Origin of the sequence: Corynebacterium sp. 21KM1197 (assembly GCF_033783015.1) — a bacterium.
GTDB lineage: Bacteria > Actinomycetota > Actinomycetes > Mycobacteriales > Mycobacteriaceae > Corynebacterium.
Window position 1 is genome coordinate 1,027,328 of record NZ_CP123907.1, and the last position, 18,224, is coordinate 1,045,551.

The following is an 18,224-nucleotide window of genomic DNA, read 5'->3' on the forward strand; positions in this document are numbered from 1 at the left end:
AATGAAAGGACCCAGTGATGCCGACCTCCCCGTCAGGGCCCACCATCGCGGACGTCGGTGAGCACCAGGTCATCCGGGAGATTATGGCGGCCGCCCCCTCCCACGTCAATGGCGATGACGCCGCCGTGCTGGTGAGCGCCCAGCCCAATTCCCGCGTGGTGGTCAGCACGGACATGCTGGTGGAGCGCCGCCACTTCCGCCTGGACTGGTCCACCCCGCAGGAGGTGGGCAGCAAGGCGATCCTGCAAAACTTCGCGGACATTGAGGCGATGGGGGCGCGCCCGATCAGCGCCCTGCTCGCGCTCTCCGCCCCGCCCACCACCCCGGTGAGCCTGGTGCGCGGCCTGGCGGAGGGCATCGAGCAGCAGGTGGAGCGCTTCTCCGCGGAACTGGTGGGCGGCGATCTCACCTCCGGGGAGCACCTGGTGCTCTCCGTGACCGCCGTGGGTTCGCTCGGCGGGGATCGTCGCCCGCTGACTATCGACGCCGCCCGCCCCGGCCAGATCCTCGTGGCCGCCGGGGCCATCGGGGACTCTGCCGCCGGGCTGGCACTCTTGGAACGATACGGCCGCGCGGTGCCCGAGGAGTTTAAGGACTTCCGGGACGCCCACACCAACCCCCACCTTCCCCCCGGGCGCGGCATGATCGCGCGCGCCACCGGGGCCACCGCCGCCACCGATAACTCCGATGGGCTCATCGCGGACCTCACCACGATGGCCCGGCGCTCCGGGGTGAGCATCGACCTCGACCCCCAGGCCATCGCCCCCGGTGAAGCCATGCGCAAGGTGGGGGAGCACCTGGGCAGGGACCCCTGGGGTTGGGTGCTCGGTGGGGGGGAGGATCACACCATCCTGGCCACCACTCCCGGCAATATCCCCTCGGGTTTTCGCCGTATCGGCACGGTGCAGCGCGGTAGCGGCGTGACCGTGGGGGGATCGGAACCCGCCTATCGGTCCGGGTGGCTAAGCTTTTAAACCATGAGCCTTCCCGTGCATGAAAGCTGGCAGCCCATCCTTGACCCGGTGGCCGATCAGATTCACCGGATGGGGGACTTCCTGCGCTCGGAGAACTCCGCCGGGCGCGGCTATCTGCCCGCGGGCAGCGATGTCCTGCGGGTGTTCCAATACCCCTTCGATGAGGTCAAGGTGCTCATCATCGGCCAGGATCCCTATCCCACCCCCGGGCATGCGATGGGACTTTCCTTTTCCACCCAGCCCGGCGTGCGCCCCCTGCCCAAGAGCCTCATCAATATCTTCAAGGAACTCTCCCAGGACCTCGGCATAGAGCAACCCCAGGACGGAGATCTCACCGCCTGGTCGCGCCAGGGCGTGGCCCTATTCAACCGGGTGCTCACCGTGCGGCCCGGCGCGCCCGCCTCCCACCGGGGCAAGGGCTGGGAGCAGATCACCGAGGCCGCGATGACCGCCCTGGCGCGCCGGGAGAGTCCCCTGGTGGCAATCCTTTGGGGGCGCGATGCCCAAACCGCCCGCGCCTTCTTAGGCGATACCCCCACCATCGAGTCCCCGCACCCCTCGCCGCTCTCGGCCTCGCGGGGGTTCTTTGGCTCCCACCCGTTTAGCCGCGCCAACGCCCTTTTGGAACAGCGGGGAGCCGCCCCGGTGGACTGGCGCTTGTAAGGTATCGCTCATGGCGTATCTCCCCGAGCTTGATGGCCCCACCCTCGCCGCCTGGGCCCGGCGCGCGGCCAACCACCTAGAGGCGCGCAGCCCGGAGATCAACCGCCTCAACGTCTTTCCGATCCCCGATTCGGATACCGGCTCCAACATGGCGCACACCATGCAGTCGGCCGTCTCCGCTTTGGCGAACCTCCCGGAGCGGGCCACGGCGGCGCAGGTGACCACCGCGCTGACCAGGGGAGCGGTGGCCGGGGCACGCGGTAACTCCGGCATGGTGCTTTCCCAGGTGCTGCGCAGCCTGGCGGAGGAGTCCGGCGATACCCTGGGCGCGCCGGAGATCACCGCCGCGCTGCACCGCGCCCTAGAACTCGTGCGCGGTGCCATCGCCCGGCCCGTGGAGGGCACCGTGCTCAGCGTGTTGCGCGCCGCCGCCGAGGCCGCCTCCCGGCACCGGGAACTACATGGGGTGGTCACCGCCGCCGCGGAGGCCGCCCACCGCGCCCTGGCCAAGACCCCGGCGCAACTCCCCGCGCTCAAGGGGGTGGTGGACGCGGGTGGGCAGGGGCTGGTGGTGCTTATCGACGCTTTGCGCGATAGCCTCACCCCGCCCACGGCCGAGCCGCACCTGGAGGTCATGTTCGCCTATCGGGGCGATAAGGACGCGCTCCGGGAGGCGCTGGAGCCGCTGGGCACCAGCCTCATCATCGCCCCGGACGGCACCGGCAGCGCCAGCGTCCACATTCACTCCCGCCGCAGCGGGGAACTCATTGAGCGGGCCTTTGGCCTGGGGGAGGTGAACAATCTGCGCCTGGAGGCCCTGCCGGAACCCCCCGAGGAGGAGGCCCCCGGGGTGATCGCCGTGGTACCCACCGGCAGCATGGAACGCCTTTTCCGGGACGCCGGGGCCGAGGTCATCTCCCCGGGCTCGCGCCCGCAGCGGGAGGCGATCGTGCTGCCCAACGGGCTCAGCGAGATCGGATCGGTGGGCGGCGCGCACGTGGTGCCCACCACCCGGCTGGTGGAGGGCATCGCGGCGTTGGCCGTGTACGACCCCGAGGTGCCGCGCGGCGAGGCCGTGCAGATCATGCGGGAGACCGTGGCGGCCATGCGCACCGCCGAGGTACACGACCCCGCAGCGCTGGCGGAGACCTGCCGCGAACTCCTGCGCCCCGGCGGGGAACTGGTCACCCTCCTGGTGCGCCCAGACGTGCACATCGACGCCCCGGGCTTAAGCGCGCAACTAGGCGTGGAACTGATGGCCTACCGCGCCGATAACCTCACCGCCGCCGTGGAAATAGGGGTGGAATAAATGCTGGGGTGGAGCGATACGCGCCCGCTTACACAGGTGCTCCCCGCCAAGGCGGCGCGCGCGCTGACCAAGCACCTCGGCGTGCACACCGTGGAGGAACTCCTCGAATATTATCCCCGCATGTACTCCCGCCACGGCTCCGGCGTGAGCGTGGAGGGGGCCGAGGACGGCGAGCACGTCACCTGCGTGGGCGAGGTGCAGAAGGTAGAGGAGAGCTATACCCGCACCGGGAAACTGCTCACCCGCGTCATGCTTAGCGACGGCACCCACACCCTCGTGGCCACCTTCTTCCAATCCCGCTGGATCAGCCAGCAGCTCACCCCCGGCACCAGGGGAATGTTCTCCGGCAAGCTGCGCTACTTCCGCGACCTTCCCCAACTACAGCACCCCACCTACGTGCTCATCGGCCCCACCGCGCGCCAAGGCACCAGCGATATGGTGGAGGTACTTGCGGAGCGCGATTACCTCCCCGTTTACCCGGCGAAAAAGAGCCTCACCTCCTGGCGGATCATGGGGGCCATAGAACACGTGCTCCACGGCCTGCCCCCGGCGCCGGAACCCCTCGACGAGGTCCCCGCCGACCTCGTGGGCTTCGACGAGGCCCTGCGCGGCATCCATCAACCTGGCCCCGAGGGGCCAGACCCGCACCGACTGCGCCTCAAATACAACGAGGCCCTGGCTCTGGCCTGCGTCATGGCGCTGCGCCGGGCCGATTCCGCCCAGCGCGAGGCCCCACCCAGCCCCCCGCACGACCACGGCCTGCAGCACACCCTGCGCGCGGCGCTTCCCTTCGACCTCACTCCCGGTCAGCACAGCGTGGTGGCGGAGATCTCCCGCGACCTCAGTGGCGCGGAACCCATGTCCCGCCTGCTCCAGGGAGAGGTGGGCTCGGGCAAAACCATCGTGGCCCTGCTGGCCATGCTTCAGGCGGTGGATAACGGCCATCAATGCGCCATGCTGGCCCCCACGGAGGTCCTGGCCACTCAGCATGCGCGCTCGCTCACGGAGACGCTCCTGCGCGCCGGGGTGGCGGCCTCGGTGGTGCTGCTCACCGGCTCCATGAACACCGCCGCGCGCAAGGAGGCGCTGTTGGCCATCGTCTCAGGTCAGGCGGACATCGTGGTGGGCACCCATGCGATCATTCAGGACACGGTGGAGTTCTTTCGGCTGGGCCTGGTGGTGGTGGATGAGCAGCACCGCTTTGGCGTGGAGCAGCGTGATCGCCTGCGGCTCAAGGGCAGCAACCCGCACCTGCTGGTGATGACGGCCACCCCGATTCCCCGCACCATCGCCATGACGGTCTTTGGCGATCTAGAGGTGTCCACCCTGCGTGAACTCCCCGGTGGCCGCCGCCCCATTCGCACCTGGGTGGTGCCGGAATCCAAGCCCGCGTGGGTGCAGCGCGCCTGGGAGCGAATCCGGGAGGAGGTGGCCGCTGGGCGGCAGGCCTACGTGGTGTGCCCCCGCATCGAGGGCGAGGGCGGCGTGATCGAGGTGGCGGGCCGAATCCTGCCGGAACTGCGCGTGGAGGTGCTGCACGGCAGGCTCCCTGCGGCGGAGAAGGATGAGGTCATGCGGCGCTTTGCGGCCGGTGAGATTGACGTGCTGGTGTCCACCACCGTGGTGGAGGTGGGCGTGGATGTGCCCAATGCCACGGTGATGATGATTATGGAGGCCGAGCGCTTTGGTATCTCCCAGCTCCACCAGCTGCGCGGCCGCGTGGGGCGCGGCGGCTTTGATTCCCTCTGCCTGCTGGCCACGGCCAGCACCCCGGAGGATAGCGGTTGGGCAAGGCTGGAGGCCGTGGCGGCAACTACGGATGGCTTCGTGCTGGCGGAGCAGGATCTGCTCCTGCGGCAGGAGGGCGACGTGCTGGGGGAGGCGCAGTCCGGCCGCAACCGCCAGATTCGGCTGCTGGATCTCTTTCACGATCAGGATTTGATCGAGCGGGTAAACCGGGACGCCGTGGCGCTGGTGGAGCGCAATCGCCCGGTGGCGGAGGCCATTGCCGCCGATATTGCCCCGGATAGCCAGGAGTTTTTGGAAAAAAGTTAGAGTGGTGGGTTATGGCACGCATTATTTCTGGGCAGGCACGGGGGAGAACCCTCAAGGTTCCCCCGCAGGGCACCCGTCCCACCTCGGATAGGGCCAAGGAGGGGCTGTTTTCCTCCCTCCAGGTGCGCTTTGGTTTTGAGGGAAAGAGAGTGGCGGATCTCTTTGCCGGCAGCGGCGCGCTGGGCCTGGAGGCCGCCTCGCGCGGGGCTGCCCAGGTGGTGCTGGTGGAATCCCACGCCCCGGCGGCCAAGATCATCAGGGAGAACGCGCTCAAGGTGGGCCACCCGGATATTCAGGTGGAGGAGGCCAAGGTCTCCACGTACCTGGCGCGCGCCCCGCGCGAGTTCTTTGACATGGTGTTGGCCGATCCCCCTTATGACCTCGCGGATGAGTCCGTGCGCGCCATGCTTGAGGCGCTCATTCCGGCTCTGGCCCCCGGCGCGGCCGTGGTGGTGGAGCGCCATAGTGCCTCCCCGGAAACGGATTGGCCCGAGGGCTTTACCCCGACGGGGCAGAAATTGAAAAAGCGCACTTATGGCATTGCGCGCATGGATATGGCCGTGTGGAGGGAAGAAGAATGAAAGCGGTATGTCCCGGTTCCTTTGATCCGATGACGATGGGCCACCTGGATATTTTCGAGCGCGCCGCCGCGCAGTTCGAGGAGGTGATCGTGCTGGTCACCGCCAATCCGCATAAAAATAGCGGCTTGTTTAGCGTGGCGGAGCGCAAGGGGCTCATCGAGGAATCGGTGGCGCACCTGGGCAACGTGCGCGTGGATCATTGGTCCGGCCTGCTGGTGGATTACACCACGGCGCATAAGGTAACGGCCCTGGTCAAAGGGCTGCGCTCCTCCTTGGACTATGAGTACGAGTTGCCGATGGCGCAGATGAACCGCAGGCTCTCCGGGGTGGACACCTTTTTCCTGCTCACCGATGAGAAGTACGGGTACGTCTCCTCCACGCTGTGCAAGGAGGTGGCCCGCTTTGGCGGGGATATTTCCGGGCTCATGCCCCCGCATGTGGTGGAGGCGGTGCGCGCCAAGTACGCTCAGCGGTGATGAGAGCGGAAAGGAGGTGGCGCTTGTCCCATGAATCCTCGTGATCGCAGCGTGTGGAAGATGAGCCCGGAGCGGCTTCAGGAGCACTTAAAGCTCAAGACCCGCGCGAGGAGAATCCCGGATAAGAAGAAGCAAGCAAATAAAAGGGCCTGCCGTAAGGCGGGCCCTTGTCCCTTTCTGGGCCCCTTATTATTTGAGCAGGGTGGACAGGAAACTCCTGGTGCGATCCTGCTGCGGATTGTCCAGCACCTGCTCGGGCGGGCCCGCCTCCACCACGGTGCCGTCGGCCATGAACACCACCTGATCGGCCACCTCGCGGGCAAAGCCCATCTCGTGCGTGACCACCATCATGGTCATACCCTGGCGGGCTAGGTCCTTCATCACGCGCAGCACCTCGCCCACCAGTTCCGGGTCGAGGGCGGAGGTGGGTTCGTCGAAAAGCATCAGCTTGGGTTCCATCGCCACGGCGCGCGCGATGGCCACGCGCTGCTGCTGCCCGCCGGAGAGTTGCGCGGGGAAGGCCTCGGCCTTGTGCGCCAGGCCCACCTGATCGAGCAGGCTGAGGGCCTTTTCCTTGGCCTCCTCGGGGTTCATGCCCTTGACGTGGACGGGGGCCTCGATGATGTTTTCTAACACCGTGCGGTGGGGAAAGAGGTTGAACTGCTGGAACACCATGCCGATCCCGGAGCGCTGGCGGGCGGCCTGGCGCTCGGTGATCTCGTAGAGCACCCCCTTGCGTTCCTCGTAGCCGATGAGTTGGCCATCCACGTAGAGCCGCCCCGCCGTGATCTTTTCCAGGTGGTTCACGCAGCGCAGCAGGGTAGATTTACCGGAGCCGGAGGGACCGATGAGGCAGGTGACGGAGCCCCGGGGGACGGTGAGGTCAATGCCCTTGAGCACGTTGAGGCGGCCAAAGGACTTCCACACCTGCTTGGCCTCGATCATGGGGGTACTCATTGCTATTTCCTCCGGGTTTCTGCTTGGTTGATCACGCTGATATTGCGGGGCAGCGCGCCCTCGGCGTCCGCGAGGGCGGCGAGTTGCCGACCGGTGAGTTCCCGGGTGGAGCCGCGCTCGTAATACTTTTCCAGGTAGTGCTGCCCGATCATCAGCAGCGAGGTGATCACCAGGTACCAGGTGGCGGCCACCATCAGCATGGGCACGGGGGCAAAGAGGGCATTGGAGATGTCGATGGAGCGGCCATAAAGTTCCTGGGTGTAGGGAATGGCCACCACCAGAGAGGTGGTTTTGAGCAGGGAGATGAACTCGTTGCCGGTGGGCGGAATGATAATCCGCATGGCCTGGGGCAGCACGGTGCGCCGCATGGTCAGCCACCAGCCCATACCCAGGGCTTTCGACGCCTCGAACTGCCCCTCCGGCACGGCCTGAATACCGGAGCGCACGATCTCCGCCATGTAGGCGGCCTCATTGAGGCCCAGGCCGATCACCGCCAGCAGGAAGGCATTGCCCAGCAGGCGTTCCAGGCTCACCTCGGCCGGGCCCACCCGAATGACCTCGTACAGCGAGCCCATGAGGCCCCAGAACACCAACTGCACGTAGATGGGGGTGCCGCGGAATATCCACAGGAAGATCCAGGCCACCGCTCCGAGCACTGGGTTGGGCGACATGCGCATGACGGCCAGTGCCACGCCGCCCACTAGCCCGATCACCATGCTGAGCACGGTGATGAGCAGGGTGTGCAGGGCAGCGGTGGCAATGCGGGTGTCAAAGAGATAAGAGCGGTAAATATCCCACCCGTAGGCCTCATTGGTGGCGGCTCCGATGACGGCCCAGGCGGCCAGCGCCAGCACGATGACGGCGGTGACCCAGCGGCCGGGGTGCTTGAGTGGCACGGCCTTGATGGGGGCGGGCTGAGAGGTGGAGTTAGGCATGATGAACCGGCTCCTCGTTGATCGTGGCCTGGGTGAGCAGGCCGTCCGTGATGTTCCACTGGCCAAGGATCTTCTGATAGTCCCCGGTGTCGATGAGGTGCTGCATGGCGGCGGCCACGGCCAGGCTCAGCTCGGAGCCCTTGGGCGTGGCAAAACCATAGGGGGCGGCAGACACCATCGGGCCGGTCTTTTCGATGCTGCCCCCGGCCTTCTCTATCGCCCAGGCCGTGACCGGGGAATCGGCGGAGAGGGCGTCCGCCCGGCCTACGACGAGCGCGGTGGCCGCGGAATCCGAGGTATCGTAAGCCAGCACCTCGATGGGCCTTTCCCCGCGCGCGATGCACTCCTCGTTCTTGGGGCGCACGTCGTCCGTCTCGGAGACGGTGGTGCGCTGTACGGCCACGGTCAGCCCGCAGGGGTGCGCGGGGTCGATGGGGTCCCCGCCGGTTTGCTGCGCCCACTGAATACCGGCGTAGAGGGTATTCACAAAGTCATAGTTTTCCCGGCGCTGCGGGGTATCGGTAAAACCGGTGGCCCCCATGTCAATGGTGCCGGCGTCCACGGCGGGCAGGATCTTGGAAAAGTCCTGCTGCACGATGCGCAGATCCAGGCCCATCACGGCGGCCACCCCGCGCGCCAGATCCATTTCCATGCCGATGATACTGCCCTGGGAATCCTTGAACTCAAAGGGCGGAAAGGGCGGGTTGGTGGCGATGATGAGCTCGCCGCGCTCCCGTATCTCCGCGGGGACTAAGGCCTCCACCTCCGGGGCGACCGGGGGCGCGATGGGCGCCCAGCCCTCGGGGGTGCCGGGTTCCTCGTTGGTCACGCAGCCGGAGAGCAGCGCCACGGCGGTGAGGAGCGCGCCGACCTTGATCATCGCGGAGGCCGATCTCATGCGGTTTTCCTCTTATCCAGGAAGAGAATCCCGGCCACGATGGCCGCTCCCAGGGCGATCGCGCCCCACACGGACGCCTCGGCACCGGGAACGGGGCCCTCCCAGGGCCACAGGGCGCGCAGGGAACCGAGCATGAGCCCGGCCATGACGGTGAGCGTCATGGTGTGGTGATCGCGCATCATCTTGTCCAGGACCTTGACAAAGGCCACCACGCCCACCAGGGCGCCCAGGGCAAAGACCACGATCACGCTCCACTCGCGGTCGCTCAACGAGCCCATGATGGGCTGGTAGAGGCCCATCGCCAGCAGCAGGAAGGAACCGGAGAGGCCGGGCAGCACGAGGGCGCACACCGCGATCATGGCAGCAAAGAAGATCACCACCAGGGAAGGATTGCTCACCGGCTCCGAGGTGAAGCCGGTGGCAAAGAAACTTAAGGCGGCGCACAGGAGAAAGACCGGGATAAGAATGGGGGCGCGGCGCTGAATCTCCGCGCGCCCGATCATGCGCAGCGGCACGCTCAGGGAGACGGCCACCATGCCCAAAAACAGGCCCTTGGCCACGCTGGGGTGGCCCTCCACAAAGGAGTGGATCACGCCGGAGAGCAGGAAGATCGCCCCCACCATGCCCACACCGATGGCGATGAGGAAGGGCCAATCGACGGCGCGGAGGGACTGGCGGGATCGGGTACGGGCGGCGTCGATAAGCGTATTGCCGGTGTGCAGGGCCTTTTCATAGATGCCCACGATGAGGGCTACGGTGCCGCCGGAGATACCCGGAACAAGCTCGGCCATGCCGATGCAGGCACCCTTGATAATATTCGTTGCCACCGCAAGGGGGGAGGGTGTCATAGGGGAGTAATTGCCTTCCTGACCTCGTTGGTCACGGTTATTGCTGCGCGGTCCGGCGCGTGGAGGCCGGGAATGGAAAATGGATAAACATGGACCCATGCATAATATCCATTGTGGGGCGTGGGGCCAATTCTTTGGCCACAAACCATAACGGGCCATTGTAGCCGTGGTGCTGGCTACAATGGCCCGAATCGCGCCGCTTGGGCCGCGCTCTGGCGGCTCAGGCGAGAGGAAGGCGGGAAGATCAGGGGAAGGGAATGAAGATCTTGCGTACGATGCGCAGCACCTTCATCACGCCCTTGACCAGCGGCTGCACGGTCTTGTACCCCTCGATGGAACCCTGCACCTGCTCCTTGAGCTTTTCCTTATCAATATCGCCCAGGGGGGACTTCTTGGCAGGCTTGGCGGGGTCCTGCTTCTCCGGGGCGGGCTTCTCGCTGGGCTCGCTCGGTGCGGTGGTCTCCGCCTCCTCGCTGGGCTTCGCGGCCTCGCTCGTGCTGGACGGCTTCTCCTTGGGCTTCTTCTCCTGCTTGGTGCACTTATCGAAGATGCTCTGCTTCTTGCCCAGGAACTCGTTCTCGCTCTTAGCGGTGCTCGGGCACTGGGCGTCATCGAATACGGTGCGGCCCTCGTCCAAGAACTGGCTGGTTTGCGCGGAGGCGGCGGGGGCAAGGGCCCCGGCGGTCAGGCTCATGGCGATGGTGGCGGCGGCGAAAGTGCGCTTCATGGGGGAGGGATCCTCTCGGCGGGACGGGGCCAGAATACGCCGATAAGAGTAGGGGGTTTGCGGGAATATGCAACCGGATACCCCCAAATGGGTTTCTCCCTTTGGGCATGGGGGAGGGTACTTTGGTGGATTTTGGTGGGGAGGGGAAGCGGACGACGGCCGTTCTGAGTGGTGGGGTCTTGTCCGTGGGGGTATGGCGCACCCTGAAAGGGGAAAGCACCTAGCGCGAGCTCGTAGATTCGCGCGCCAGGTGCTTGCCCGATCAGTAGCCAACATAATCTTGAACGCTGTTCGGGATTGGATCGACCGGCTATCTGATTAGCCTCACGAAGAGCCTCACTTGGATTGGGCCCCGGGTGGGGCTCTTCGCCTTTATATTGCGACAGTCTGGGGTGGCTGTCACTGTCTAGTATCCCGGTGAGGAGTGAATGGAGCAATCCTGATACGAGTGTGAGATGGGTGTGGGCAGTGTCCCGGATGGGGTAGGGCGCGCGGGCCTGGGGTGGCGCGGCAATGTGACTACGATGTGACTGCAAGCGTGACAGTTTTGCTGTATCCATCCTGTGGGCAGAAGATGAGAAAGCCCCAGGCTATCGGGTGGTTTCCCGGTGAGATCCTGGGGTGAAAAATGTGCCCCCGGTGAGACTCGAACTCACACTGAACGGGTTTTGAATCCGTTGCCTCTGCCAATTGGGCTACGGGGGCGCTCGCCTGAGTAATCCTAGACCACCGCGCCTGTGCGAAGGAAATCGCGTGCCGCCCGGCCCGCCTCCCACGCGCGCCTCTACACTCGTGGGCATGTCCCAACGCCTCTTGCTGATCGACGGCCACTCGATGGCCTTCCGTGCCTTTTATGCCCTCCCGGTGGAGAAGTTCTCCACCGCGGGTGGCCAGCACACCAACGCCGTGTATGGCTTTTTGTCCATGCTGGCCAACCTGGTTAAGGAGGAGCAGCCCACGCACCTGGGCGTGGCTTTCGACGTCGGGCGTTCCACGTTCCGCACGGAGATGTTCCCGGAGTATAAGGCGCAGCGTGAGTCCGCCCCGGAGGCGTTTAGGGGGCAGGTGGCCCTGATTCAAAAGGTGCTCAATACCTTGGGTATTGTCACCATGACCAAGAAGAATTATGAGGCCGATGACATCATCGCCACCCTGGTCACAGCCACCCCGGAGGGCTTTGATACCCGCATCGTTACCGGGGATCGGGATTATTACCAGTTGGTCACGGATTCGGTGACGGTGCTGTATCCGCGCAAGGGCGTTTCCGAGTTGGATCGCTTTAGCCCCCAGGCCATCGAGGATAAATACGGCCTGACCCCGGAGCAGTACCCCGATTTTGCGGCCCTGCGGGGCGATCCTTCTGATAATCTGCCCAATATCCCCGGCGTGGGGGAAAAGACGGCGCAGAAGTGGATACGCGAGTACGGCACTCTGGCTAATCTGCTGGAACACGCGGACGAGATTAAGGGCAAGGCCGGTAATAACTTCCGGGAGCGCCTGGATCAGGTGCGCATGAACCGGGAATTAACGCAGATGGTGCGTGATGTTTCCCTGGACGTTACGGTGGAGCAGTTGCAGTTAAACCCGGTGGACGTGACGCGCGCGGTGGAGATCTTCGATGAATTGGAGTTCGGCGCGCAATTGCGCGGTCGGGTGCTGGCGGCCCTGCCCACGAAGGGCGGCGAGCCGGTGCCGCAGGACGATACCCCCCAGGTCACCCTGGTTGCGGCGGGAGTGGAATGGCTGAGTGAGCGCTCGGGTGTGGCCCTGGCCTTTGACGGGGAGGAAAACCTCGCCTGCGTGAGCCCGGAGTATGAGGCGATTGCGCTGGATCTCGCGGAATTGTCCCCGGAGCAGGAAAGTGCCCTGGCGAGGTGGCTGGATTCCGATTCCGCCAAGTATGTTCACGGCGTCAAGGAGATCACGCGGCAGTTGCATGAGCGCGGTTTCCGCCTGCGCGGCGTGGTGCATGACACCCTCCTGGCGGCGTACCTGCTGCGGCCGGGCCAGCGCACCTATGCCCTCGATGAGATCTATCAGCGCCATGCCAAGCGCAGCCTGGAGGAGGGGCCGGTGAATGCGGCCCTGGCGGTGCTGGAATTGGCGGCACTCCTTACCGAGGAATTGCAGGATATTCAGGGCTACGAGTTGTATGCGGATTTGGAGGTGCCGCTCACCGGCATTTTGGAGCGCATGGAGCGCGCGGGTGTGGCCGTGGATACCGCCACGCTCAATGAGCAGCTCGCGGATTTTGTGGAGCAGGTGGACGCGGAGGTGGCCGCCGCTCGGGAATTGGCGGGGGACCCTGAGTTAAATCTTTCCAGCCCCAAGCAATTGCAGGTGGTGCTCTTTGACACCCTGGGCCTGCCCAAGACCAAAAAGACCAAGACGGGCTATTCCACCGCCGCCAAGGAAATCGAGCAACTTGCCGTCAATCACCCGCATGCCTTCTTAGATCATTTGCTGGCGCACCGCGAGTATCAAAAGCTCAAGACCACCCTGGAGGGTCTGATTAAGGCGGTGGAATCGGATGGCAGGATTCACACCACCTTTAATCAAACGGTGGCCTCCACGGGCAGGCTCAGTTCCACGGATCCGAACCTGCAAAATATCCCGGTGCGCACGGACGCCGGGCGCAAGATTCGCTCCGCGTTTAGGGTGGGCGAGGGCTATGAGACGCTTCTCACTGCCGATTACTCGCAGATTGAAATGCGCGTGATGGCGCACCTTTCCCAGGATCCCGGCCTGATCGAGGCCTATAGCAAGGGGGAGGATCTGCATAATTACGTGGGTTCCAAGGTCTTTGATGTGCCCATCGACGGCGTGACGCCGGAACTGCGGCGCAGGGTCAAGGCCATGTCCTACGGCCTGGTCTATGGGTTGTCCGCCTACGGCCTTTCCCAGCAATTGGGTATTCCGGCGGGGGAGGCCAAGCGGATCATGGAGGCGTATTTTGAGCGCTTTGGCGGGGTGAAGCGCTACCTTGACGAGGTGGTGGAGCAGGCCCGCCGCGATGGTTATACCTCTACGCTGTTTGGGCGGCGTCGATACCTGCCGGAGTTGTCCTCCACCAACCGGGTGGCGCGGGAAAACGCCGAGCGCGCGGCGCTGAACGCGCCGATTCAGGGCACGGCGGCGGACATTATCAAGGTGGCCATGATCCGGGTGGATCGCTCCCTGGCGCAGGCGGGCGTGGCCTCGCGGGTGTTGCTGCAAGTACACGATGAATTGGTGGTGGAGGTGGCCCCCGGGGAACTCGATCAGGTGCGCGAGATCGTGGAGCGGGAGATGGGCCGGGCCATCAACCTGCGGGTGCCGCTGGAGGTCTCGGTGGGAGTGGGGCAGAACTGGGAGGAGGCGGCGCACTAGCGCTGTTTGATTGTTCTGTGCTATGGCGGTATGGTGGCAAGAGCGTGTCTAAGTTCTGGCGTGTGCTCGTCGTGATAGGAGGGCGGGAACATGCCGGATACGGGATTAAAAGTGCGTCTTTTAAGAGACATGCGCACCTGTCCGCTTTCTAGTTCCTATCTTACTTTCGGAGCACAAGAACATATGCCCAACACCAACGTCCCTCAGGTAGCCATCAACGACATTGGCTCTGCTGAGGATTTCCTCGCCGCGGTCGATCAGACCATCAAGTACTTCAACGATGGCGACATCGTGGAAGGCACCGTGGTGAAGGTCGATCACGATGAGGTCCTGCTTGACATCGGATACAAGACCGAGGGCGTCATTCCCTCGCGCGAGCTGTCCATCAAGCACGACGTCGATCCCGATGAGGTCGTGCAGATCGGCGATGAGATCGACGCCCTGGTCCTCACCAAGGAGGACAAGGAAGGTCGCCTGATCCTGTCCAAGAAGCGCGCCCAGTACGAGCGCGCCTGGGGCACCATCGAGCAGCTCAAGGAGAACGACGAGCCGGTTACCGGTACCGTCATCGAGGTCGTCAAGGGTGGCCTCATCCTGGACATCGGCCTGCGTGGCTTCCTGCCCGCCTCCCTGGTGGAGATGCGCCGCGTGCGCGACCTGGAGCCCTACATCGGCAGCGAGATCGAGGCCAAGATCATCGAGCTGGACAAGCACCGCAACAACGTGGTGCTCTCCCGCCGCGCTTGGCTGGAGCAGACCCAGTCCGAGGTTCGCTCCGAGTTCCTGCACCAGCTCCAGAAGGGCCAGGTGCGCAAGGGTGTGGTGTCCTCCATCGTCAATTTCGGTGCCTTCGTGGACCTTGGCGGTGTAGACGGCCTGGTGCACGTCTCCGAGCTGTCCTGGAAGCACATCGATCACCCCTCCGAGGTGGTCACGGTGGGCGACGAGGTCACCGTCGAGGTGCTGGACGTGGATCTGGACCGCGAGCGCGTGTCCCTCTCCCTCAAGGCCACCCAGGAAGATCCGTGGCGCGTGTTCGCCCGAACCCACGCCGTGGGCCAGATTGTCCCCGGCAAGGTCACCAAGCTGGTGCCCTTCGGTGCTTTCGTCCGCGTGGACGAGGGGATCGAGGGCCTGGTGCACATCTCCGAGCTGGCCCAGCGCCACGTGGACGTGCCCGACCAGGTGGTCAATGTGGGCGAGGAGGCGATGGTCAAGGTCATCGACATCGACCTGGAGCGTCGTCGTATTTCCCTCTCGCTCAAGCAGGCGGACGAGGACTTCACCGAGGACTTCGATCCCTCGAAGTACGGTATGGCCGACTCCTACGACGAGCAGGGCAACTACATCTTCCCCGAGGGCTTCGACCCGGAGACCAACGAGTGGCTTGAGGGCTACGACGAGCAGCGTCAGGCCTGGGAGGCCCGCTACGCCGAGTCCGAGCGCCGCTTCCAGCTGCACTCCGCGCAGATCGAGCGTCACCGCGCCGCTGCCGCCGAGGCCGCCGAGCAGGATGCCACCAACTACTCCTCCGAGTCCCAGGACGCAGCTCCGGCGTCCCAGGACGCCGAGGCCGGTTCCCTGGCTTCCGATGAGCAGCTCGCCGCCCTGCGCGAGAAGCTCGCTGGCAACTAAGGCTCGCTGAGCCGCGCTCAAGCGCGGTTCCAGTGCCGTTGCCGCCCCTGAAACCGCCCGGTTATTACCGGGCGGTTTTGCTATGCGCTCAATCAAACGTTCTATGATGTGGACATACTTGTGTCGTTTTGTGGAAAGGTGACCACCTTATGTCCTCGAATACGGCGACGACGTCCCAGCGCATCATCACGGAAATCGGTGGTGCCGCGAACGTCTCGTCTCTCACGCACTGCGCCACGCGCCTGCGCTTCCAATTGCACGATCAAAGCCGGGTGAACGTGGCCGCCCTGGAAAAGGACCCCGCCGTGCTCGGCGTGGTCAAGCAGGGCAGCACCGGCCTCCAGGTCATCATGGGGGGAGGCGTGGCGGATTATTACGCGGAGATCATGCGCGACCCCGCGATGGCCACCCTGGGGGATAGCGAGGGCAAGAAGCCCGCCGCCAAGGAATACGGGGGAGTGCGCGGCAAGTATTCCTGGATTGACTATAGCTTTGAATTTCTCTCGGACACCTTCCGCCCCGTGCTGTGGGCGCTGCTAGGAGCCTCGCTGATCATCACCATGCTGGTGCTGGCGGATAATGCCCTGGGTTGGCAGGACTTCCGCGCTCCCATGAGTGAGCAGCCGCCCACCTATCAGTTCCTGCATGCCATGTGGCGCTCGGTGTTCTACTTCCTGCCGATCATGGTGGGGGCCACGGCGGCCCGCAAGCTGGGGGCCAATGAGTGGGTGGGCGCGGCGATCCCCGCGGCCCTGTTCACCCCGGAGTTCATGGGGCTCAAGGACGTGGCCCGGGAGATCCCCACCGCCGTGGAGGGAGCCGTTCAGTACCAGGTGGACGTGTTCGGCCTGCCCATGACCATCCAGGATTATGGCGGACAGGTATTCCCGCCGTTGCTGGCGGCCATCGCGCTGTTCTTTGTGGAAAAGGGGTTGAAGAAGATCATCCCGGCCGCCGTGCAGATGGTGTTCGTGCCCTTCATCTCCCTGCTGGTTCTCATTCCCGCCACGGCCTTCATCATGGGCCCGGTGGGCATTGGCCTGGGCAACGCGATCGCCCAGGGTCTGTTCTGGCTCAACGATCTCTCCTCGTTCATTCTGGCGGTGGTGATCCCGCTGCTGTATCCCTTCCTGGTGCCGCTGGGCCTGCACTGGCCGCTCAACGCCATCATGATTGTGAACATCAACACCCTGGGCTATGACTTCATCCAGGGTCCGATGGGCGCGTGGAACTTCGCCTGCTTCGGCGTGATCACCGGCGTGCTGATCCTCTCGATCAAGGAGCGCAACAAGCCCATGCGCCAGGTCTCCGCCGGTGGCATGTTCGCCGGCCTGCTGGGCGGTATCTCGGAGCCAAGCCTGTACGGCGTGCTGCTGCGCTTCCGCAAGTCCTACTGGCGCCTGCTGCCGGGCTGCCTCGTGGGCGGCATCATCGTGGGCATCTTCAACGTCAAGGCCTACGCCTTTGTGTTCACCTCCCTGCTCACCATCTCCGCGATGGATCCGATGCCGGGATACGCGCTGGGAATCGGCGCGGCCTTCATCACGTCCCTGCTGCTTACCCTGGCCCTGGATTACCGCACCAAGCAGGAGCGCGAGGACATGCGCGCCCAGATCGCCGCGGAACTCGACGCCGCCAATGCCGCCGAGGAGGAGCGCATCGCCGCGGTGACCCCGCAGGCGCAGGGGGCGTCGATAAGCGTTGCCGCACCGCTGGCGGGGCGCGTGCTTCCGCTTGGCGACGTCCCGGACGCCGCCTTTGCCGCCGGTGCGGTGGGGCAGGGCGTGGCGATCGACCCCACGGGGGATACGGTGGTGGCCCCGGCGGACGCGAAGGTCATGGCGGCCTTCCCCACGGGCCACGCCATTGGCCTGAAGCTGGACGGGGGCGCGCAGGTGCTCATTCACATTGGCGTGGACACCGTGAACATGGAAGGCAAGGGCTTTGAGCTGCTGGTGGCCAAGGGCGATCGGGTGAGCGCCGGGCAGCCGCTGGTACGCTTTGATCGAGCGGCCATCGAGGCCGCGGGGTATAGCCCGATCACCCCGGTGCTGGTGACCAACCACAAGAAGTTCGGCGCGGTAGAGGCGCGGCAGTCCGGCGGCGATGTGCAGCCCGGTGCGGAACTGCTGGTGGTTATGCCCAAGGAAGCAGAGACGGCGGGGACGGTATAGGCGATGAAGAAGGTGGGACTCACCGGGGGCATCGGTAGCGGAAAGTCCACGGTGGCGGCGCTTTTGTCCAAGGCGGGTTTTCCGGTGGTGGACGCGGATCAGATCGCGCGCGACATCGTGGAGCCCGGCCAACCGGCCCTGAACGCGTTGGCCGAGGCCTTTGGGCAGGATATTCTCCACCCCGATGGGTCCCTGCACCGCGCGGCGCTGGCGCAGCGGGCCTTCGCGGACTCCCAGCACACGGAACTGCTTAATTCCATCATGCACCCGCGCATCGAGGCGGAAACCGCCCGGCGTTTCGACGCCGCCGAGCGTGCCGGGGAGTCGGTGGTGATCTACGATATGCCGCTGTTGGTGGACAAGGGCCTGCACCGAGGCATGGATCTGACCGTGGTGGTGGACGTGGCGCCGGATACCCGTGTGGAGCGCCTGCGTGGCCGGGGCCTCACGGAGGAGGACGCGCGCCGCCGCATGGCCGCGCAGATCGACGACGCCGCGCGCCGTGACGCCGCCGATGTGCTGCTGGATAATAACGGCACGCTGGCGGAATTGGAGGAGCAGGTGGCGGCTCTGGTGGCGAGGTTATCCGCCCTGAGTTAGCGGTGCCGGGGGTAGCATTGCGG

General features: G+C 65.1%; 15 protein-coding genes and 1 tRNA gene. 10 read left to right on the forward strand and 6 right to left on the reverse strand.

Features of this window, described 5'->3' with window-relative positions; all coding sequences use genetic code 11:
* Positions 1 to 17 precede the first annotated feature (17 nt).
* The 6 genes from OLW90_RS05015 to coaD are packed head-to-tail and all read left to right on the forward strand — an operon-like array spanning position 18 to position 6,058.
* The gene (locus OLW90_RS05015; protein ID WP_319651653.1) at positions 18 to 974 is read left to right on the forward strand and encodes a thiamine-phosphate kinase; all 957 of its coding nucleotides are present in this window, start codon (positions 18 to 20) and stop codon (positions 972 to 974) included.
* A 3-nt stretch (positions 975 to 977) separates the two neighbouring features.
* Positions 978 to 1,637 carry a uracil-DNA glycosylase gene (locus tag OLW90_RS05020; protein WP_319651654.1) on the forward strand — a complete coding sequence of 220 codons (660 nt, stop codon included), beginning with the start codon at positions 978 to 980 and terminating at the stop codon, positions 1,635 to 1,637.
* 10 nt (positions 1,638 to 1,647) lie between these two features.
* Positions 1,648 to 2,946, forward strand: coding sequence for a DAK2 domain-containing protein (locus OLW90_RS05025; protein WP_319651655.1), 1,299 nt, complete (start codon positions 1,648 to 1,650; stop codon positions 2,944 to 2,946).
* Complete coding sequence (locus tag OLW90_RS05030; protein WP_319651656.1) at positions 2,947 to 5,001, forward strand: ATP-dependent DNA helicase RecG; 2,055 nt, start codon at positions 2,947 to 2,949, stop codon at positions 4,999 to 5,001.
* 11 nt (positions 5,002 to 5,012) lie between these two features.
* Entirely contained in the window at positions 5,013 to 5,582 is a 570-nt protein-coding gene (locus OLW90_RS05035; RefSeq protein WP_319651657.1) for an RsmD family RNA methyltransferase, read from the forward strand.
* A complete protein-coding gene (coaD, locus tag OLW90_RS05040) occupies positions 5,579 to 6,058 on the forward strand; it encodes a pantetheine-phosphate adenylyltransferase (protein ID WP_319651658.1) in 480 nt (159 codons plus the stop codon). Before OLW90_RS05035 ends, coaD begins: the two co-directional genes overlap by 4 nt.
* Positions 6,059 to 6,247: 189 nt before the next feature.
* Here coaD and OLW90_RS05045 read toward each other — a convergent pair whose 3' ends face one another.
* The 6 genes from OLW90_RS05045 to OLW90_RS05070 all read right to left on the reverse strand — a co-directional run bounded on the left by OLW90_RS05045 (position 6,248) and on the right by OLW90_RS05070 (position 11,128).
* On the reverse strand, positions 6,248 to 7,015 hold the full coding sequence (locus OLW90_RS05045) for an amino acid ABC transporter ATP-binding protein (protein ID WP_319651659.1): 768 nt from the start codon (positions 7,013 to 7,015) through the stop codon (positions 6,248 to 6,250).
* Between the two features lie 2 nt (positions 7,016 to 7,017).
* Positions 7,018 to 7,950 carry an amino acid ABC transporter permease gene (locus tag OLW90_RS05050; RefSeq protein ID WP_319651660.1) on the reverse strand — a complete coding sequence of 311 codons (933 nt, stop codon included), beginning with the start codon at positions 7,948 to 7,950 and terminating at the stop codon, positions 7,018 to 7,020.
* The gene (locus tag OLW90_RS05055; protein WP_319651661.1) at positions 7,943 to 8,848 is read right to left on the reverse strand and encodes an ABC transporter substrate-binding protein; all 906 of its coding nucleotides are present in this window, start codon (positions 8,846 to 8,848) and stop codon (positions 7,943 to 7,945) included. Before OLW90_RS05055 ends, OLW90_RS05050 begins: the two co-directional genes overlap by 8 nt.
* Complete coding sequence (locus OLW90_RS05060; RefSeq protein WP_319651662.1) at positions 8,845 to 9,696, reverse strand: DUF368 domain-containing protein; 852 nt, start codon at positions 9,694 to 9,696, stop codon at positions 8,845 to 8,847. Before OLW90_RS05060 ends, OLW90_RS05055 begins: the two co-directional genes overlap by 4 nt.
* Positions 9,697 to 9,940: 244 nt before the next feature.
* Entirely contained in the window at positions 9,941 to 10,423 is a 483-nt protein-coding gene (locus OLW90_RS05065; RefSeq protein WP_319651663.1) for a hypothetical protein, read from the reverse strand.
* Between the two features lie 631 nt (positions 10,424 to 11,054).
* A tRNA-Leu gene (locus OLW90_RS05070) sits at positions 11,055 to 11,128 on the reverse strand.
* 93 nt (positions 11,129 to 11,221) lie between these two features.
* On the opposite strand from OLW90_RS05070, the gene polA reads away from it, so the two are divergent.
* The 4 genes from polA to coaE all read left to right on the forward strand — a co-directional run bounded on the left by polA (position 11,222) and on the right by coaE (position 18,201).
* Positions 11,222 to 13,792, forward strand: a complete 2,571-nt coding sequence (polA, locus tag OLW90_RS05075) for a DNA polymerase I (RefSeq protein ID WP_319651664.1) — start codon at positions 11,222 to 11,224, stop codon at positions 13,790 to 13,792.
* A gap of 183 nt (positions 13,793 to 13,975) precedes the next feature.
* Complete coding sequence (gene rpsA / locus OLW90_RS05080) at positions 13,976 to 15,427, forward strand: 30S ribosomal protein S1 (RefSeq protein ID WP_152823388.1); 1,452 nt, start codon at positions 13,976 to 13,978, stop codon at positions 15,425 to 15,427.
* Between the two features lie 149 nt (positions 15,428 to 15,576).
* Positions 15,577 to 17,601 (forward strand): glucose PTS transporter subunit IIA, encoded by a 2,025-nt coding sequence (locus OLW90_RS05085; RefSeq protein ID WP_319651665.1) that lies wholly within the window; start codon positions 15,577 to 15,579, stop codon positions 17,599 to 17,601.
* A 3-nt stretch (positions 17,602 to 17,604) separates the two neighbouring features.
* On the forward strand, positions 17,605 to 18,201 hold the full coding sequence (coaE, locus tag OLW90_RS05090; protein ID WP_319651666.1) for a dephospho-CoA kinase: 597 nt from the start codon (positions 17,605 to 17,607) through the stop codon (positions 18,199 to 18,201).
* Positions 18,202 to 18,224 lie beyond the last annotated feature (23 nt).

Coding starts and splice junctions, on each gene's coding strand:
- OLW90_RS05085 (WP_319651665.1), top strand. CDS start 15,577: ATGTCCTCGAATACGGCGACGACGTCCCAGCGCATCATCACGGAAATC.
- OLW90_RS05065 (WP_319651663.1), bottom strand. CDS start 10,423: ATGAAGCGCACTTTCGCCGCCGCCACCATCGCCATGAGCCTGACCGCC.
- OLW90_RS05055 (WP_319651661.1), bottom strand. CDS start 8,848: ATGAGATCGGCCTCCGCGATGATCAAGGTCGGCGCGCTCCTCACCGCC.
- coaD (WP_319651658.1), top strand. CDS start 5,579: ATGAAAGCGGTATGTCCCGGTTCCTTTGATCCGATGACGATGGGCCAC.
- OLW90_RS05035 (WP_319651657.1), top strand. CDS start 5,013: ATGGCACGCATTATTTCTGGGCAGGCACGGGGGAGAACCCTCAAGGTT.
- OLW90_RS05020 (WP_319651654.1), top strand. CDS start 978: ATGAGCCTTCCCGTGCATGAAAGCTGGCAGCCCATCCTTGACCCGGTG.
- OLW90_RS05050 (WP_319651660.1), bottom strand. CDS start 7,950: ATGCCTAACTCCACCTCTCAGCCCGCCCCCATCAAGGCCGTGCCACTC.
- OLW90_RS05015 (WP_319651653.1), top strand. CDS start 18: ATGCCGACCTCCCCGTCAGGGCCCACCATCGCGGACGTCGGTGAGCAC.
- OLW90_RS05030 (WP_319651656.1), top strand. CDS start 2,947: ATGCTGGGGTGGAGCGATACGCGCCCGCTTACACAGGTGCTCCCCGCC.
- OLW90_RS05060 (WP_319651662.1), bottom strand. CDS start 9,696: ATGACACCCTCCCCCCTTGCGGTGGCAACGAATATTATCAAGGGTGCC.
- OLW90_RS05025 (WP_319651655.1), top strand. CDS start 1,648: ATGGCGTATCTCCCCGAGCTTGATGGCCCCACCCTCGCCGCCTGGGCC.
- OLW90_RS05045 (WP_319651659.1), bottom strand. CDS start 7,015: ATGAGTACCCCCATGATCGAGGCCAAGCAGGTGTGGAAGTCCTTTGGC.
- rpsA (WP_152823388.1), top strand. CDS start 13,976: ATGCCCAACACCAACGTCCCTCAGGTAGCCATCAACGACATTGGCTCT.
- coaE (WP_319651666.1), top strand. CDS start 17,605: ATGAAGAAGGTGGGACTCACCGGGGGCATCGGTAGCGGAAAGTCCACG.
- polA (WP_319651664.1), top strand. CDS start 11,222: ATGTCCCAACGCCTCTTGCTGATCGACGGCCACTCGATGGCCTTCCGT.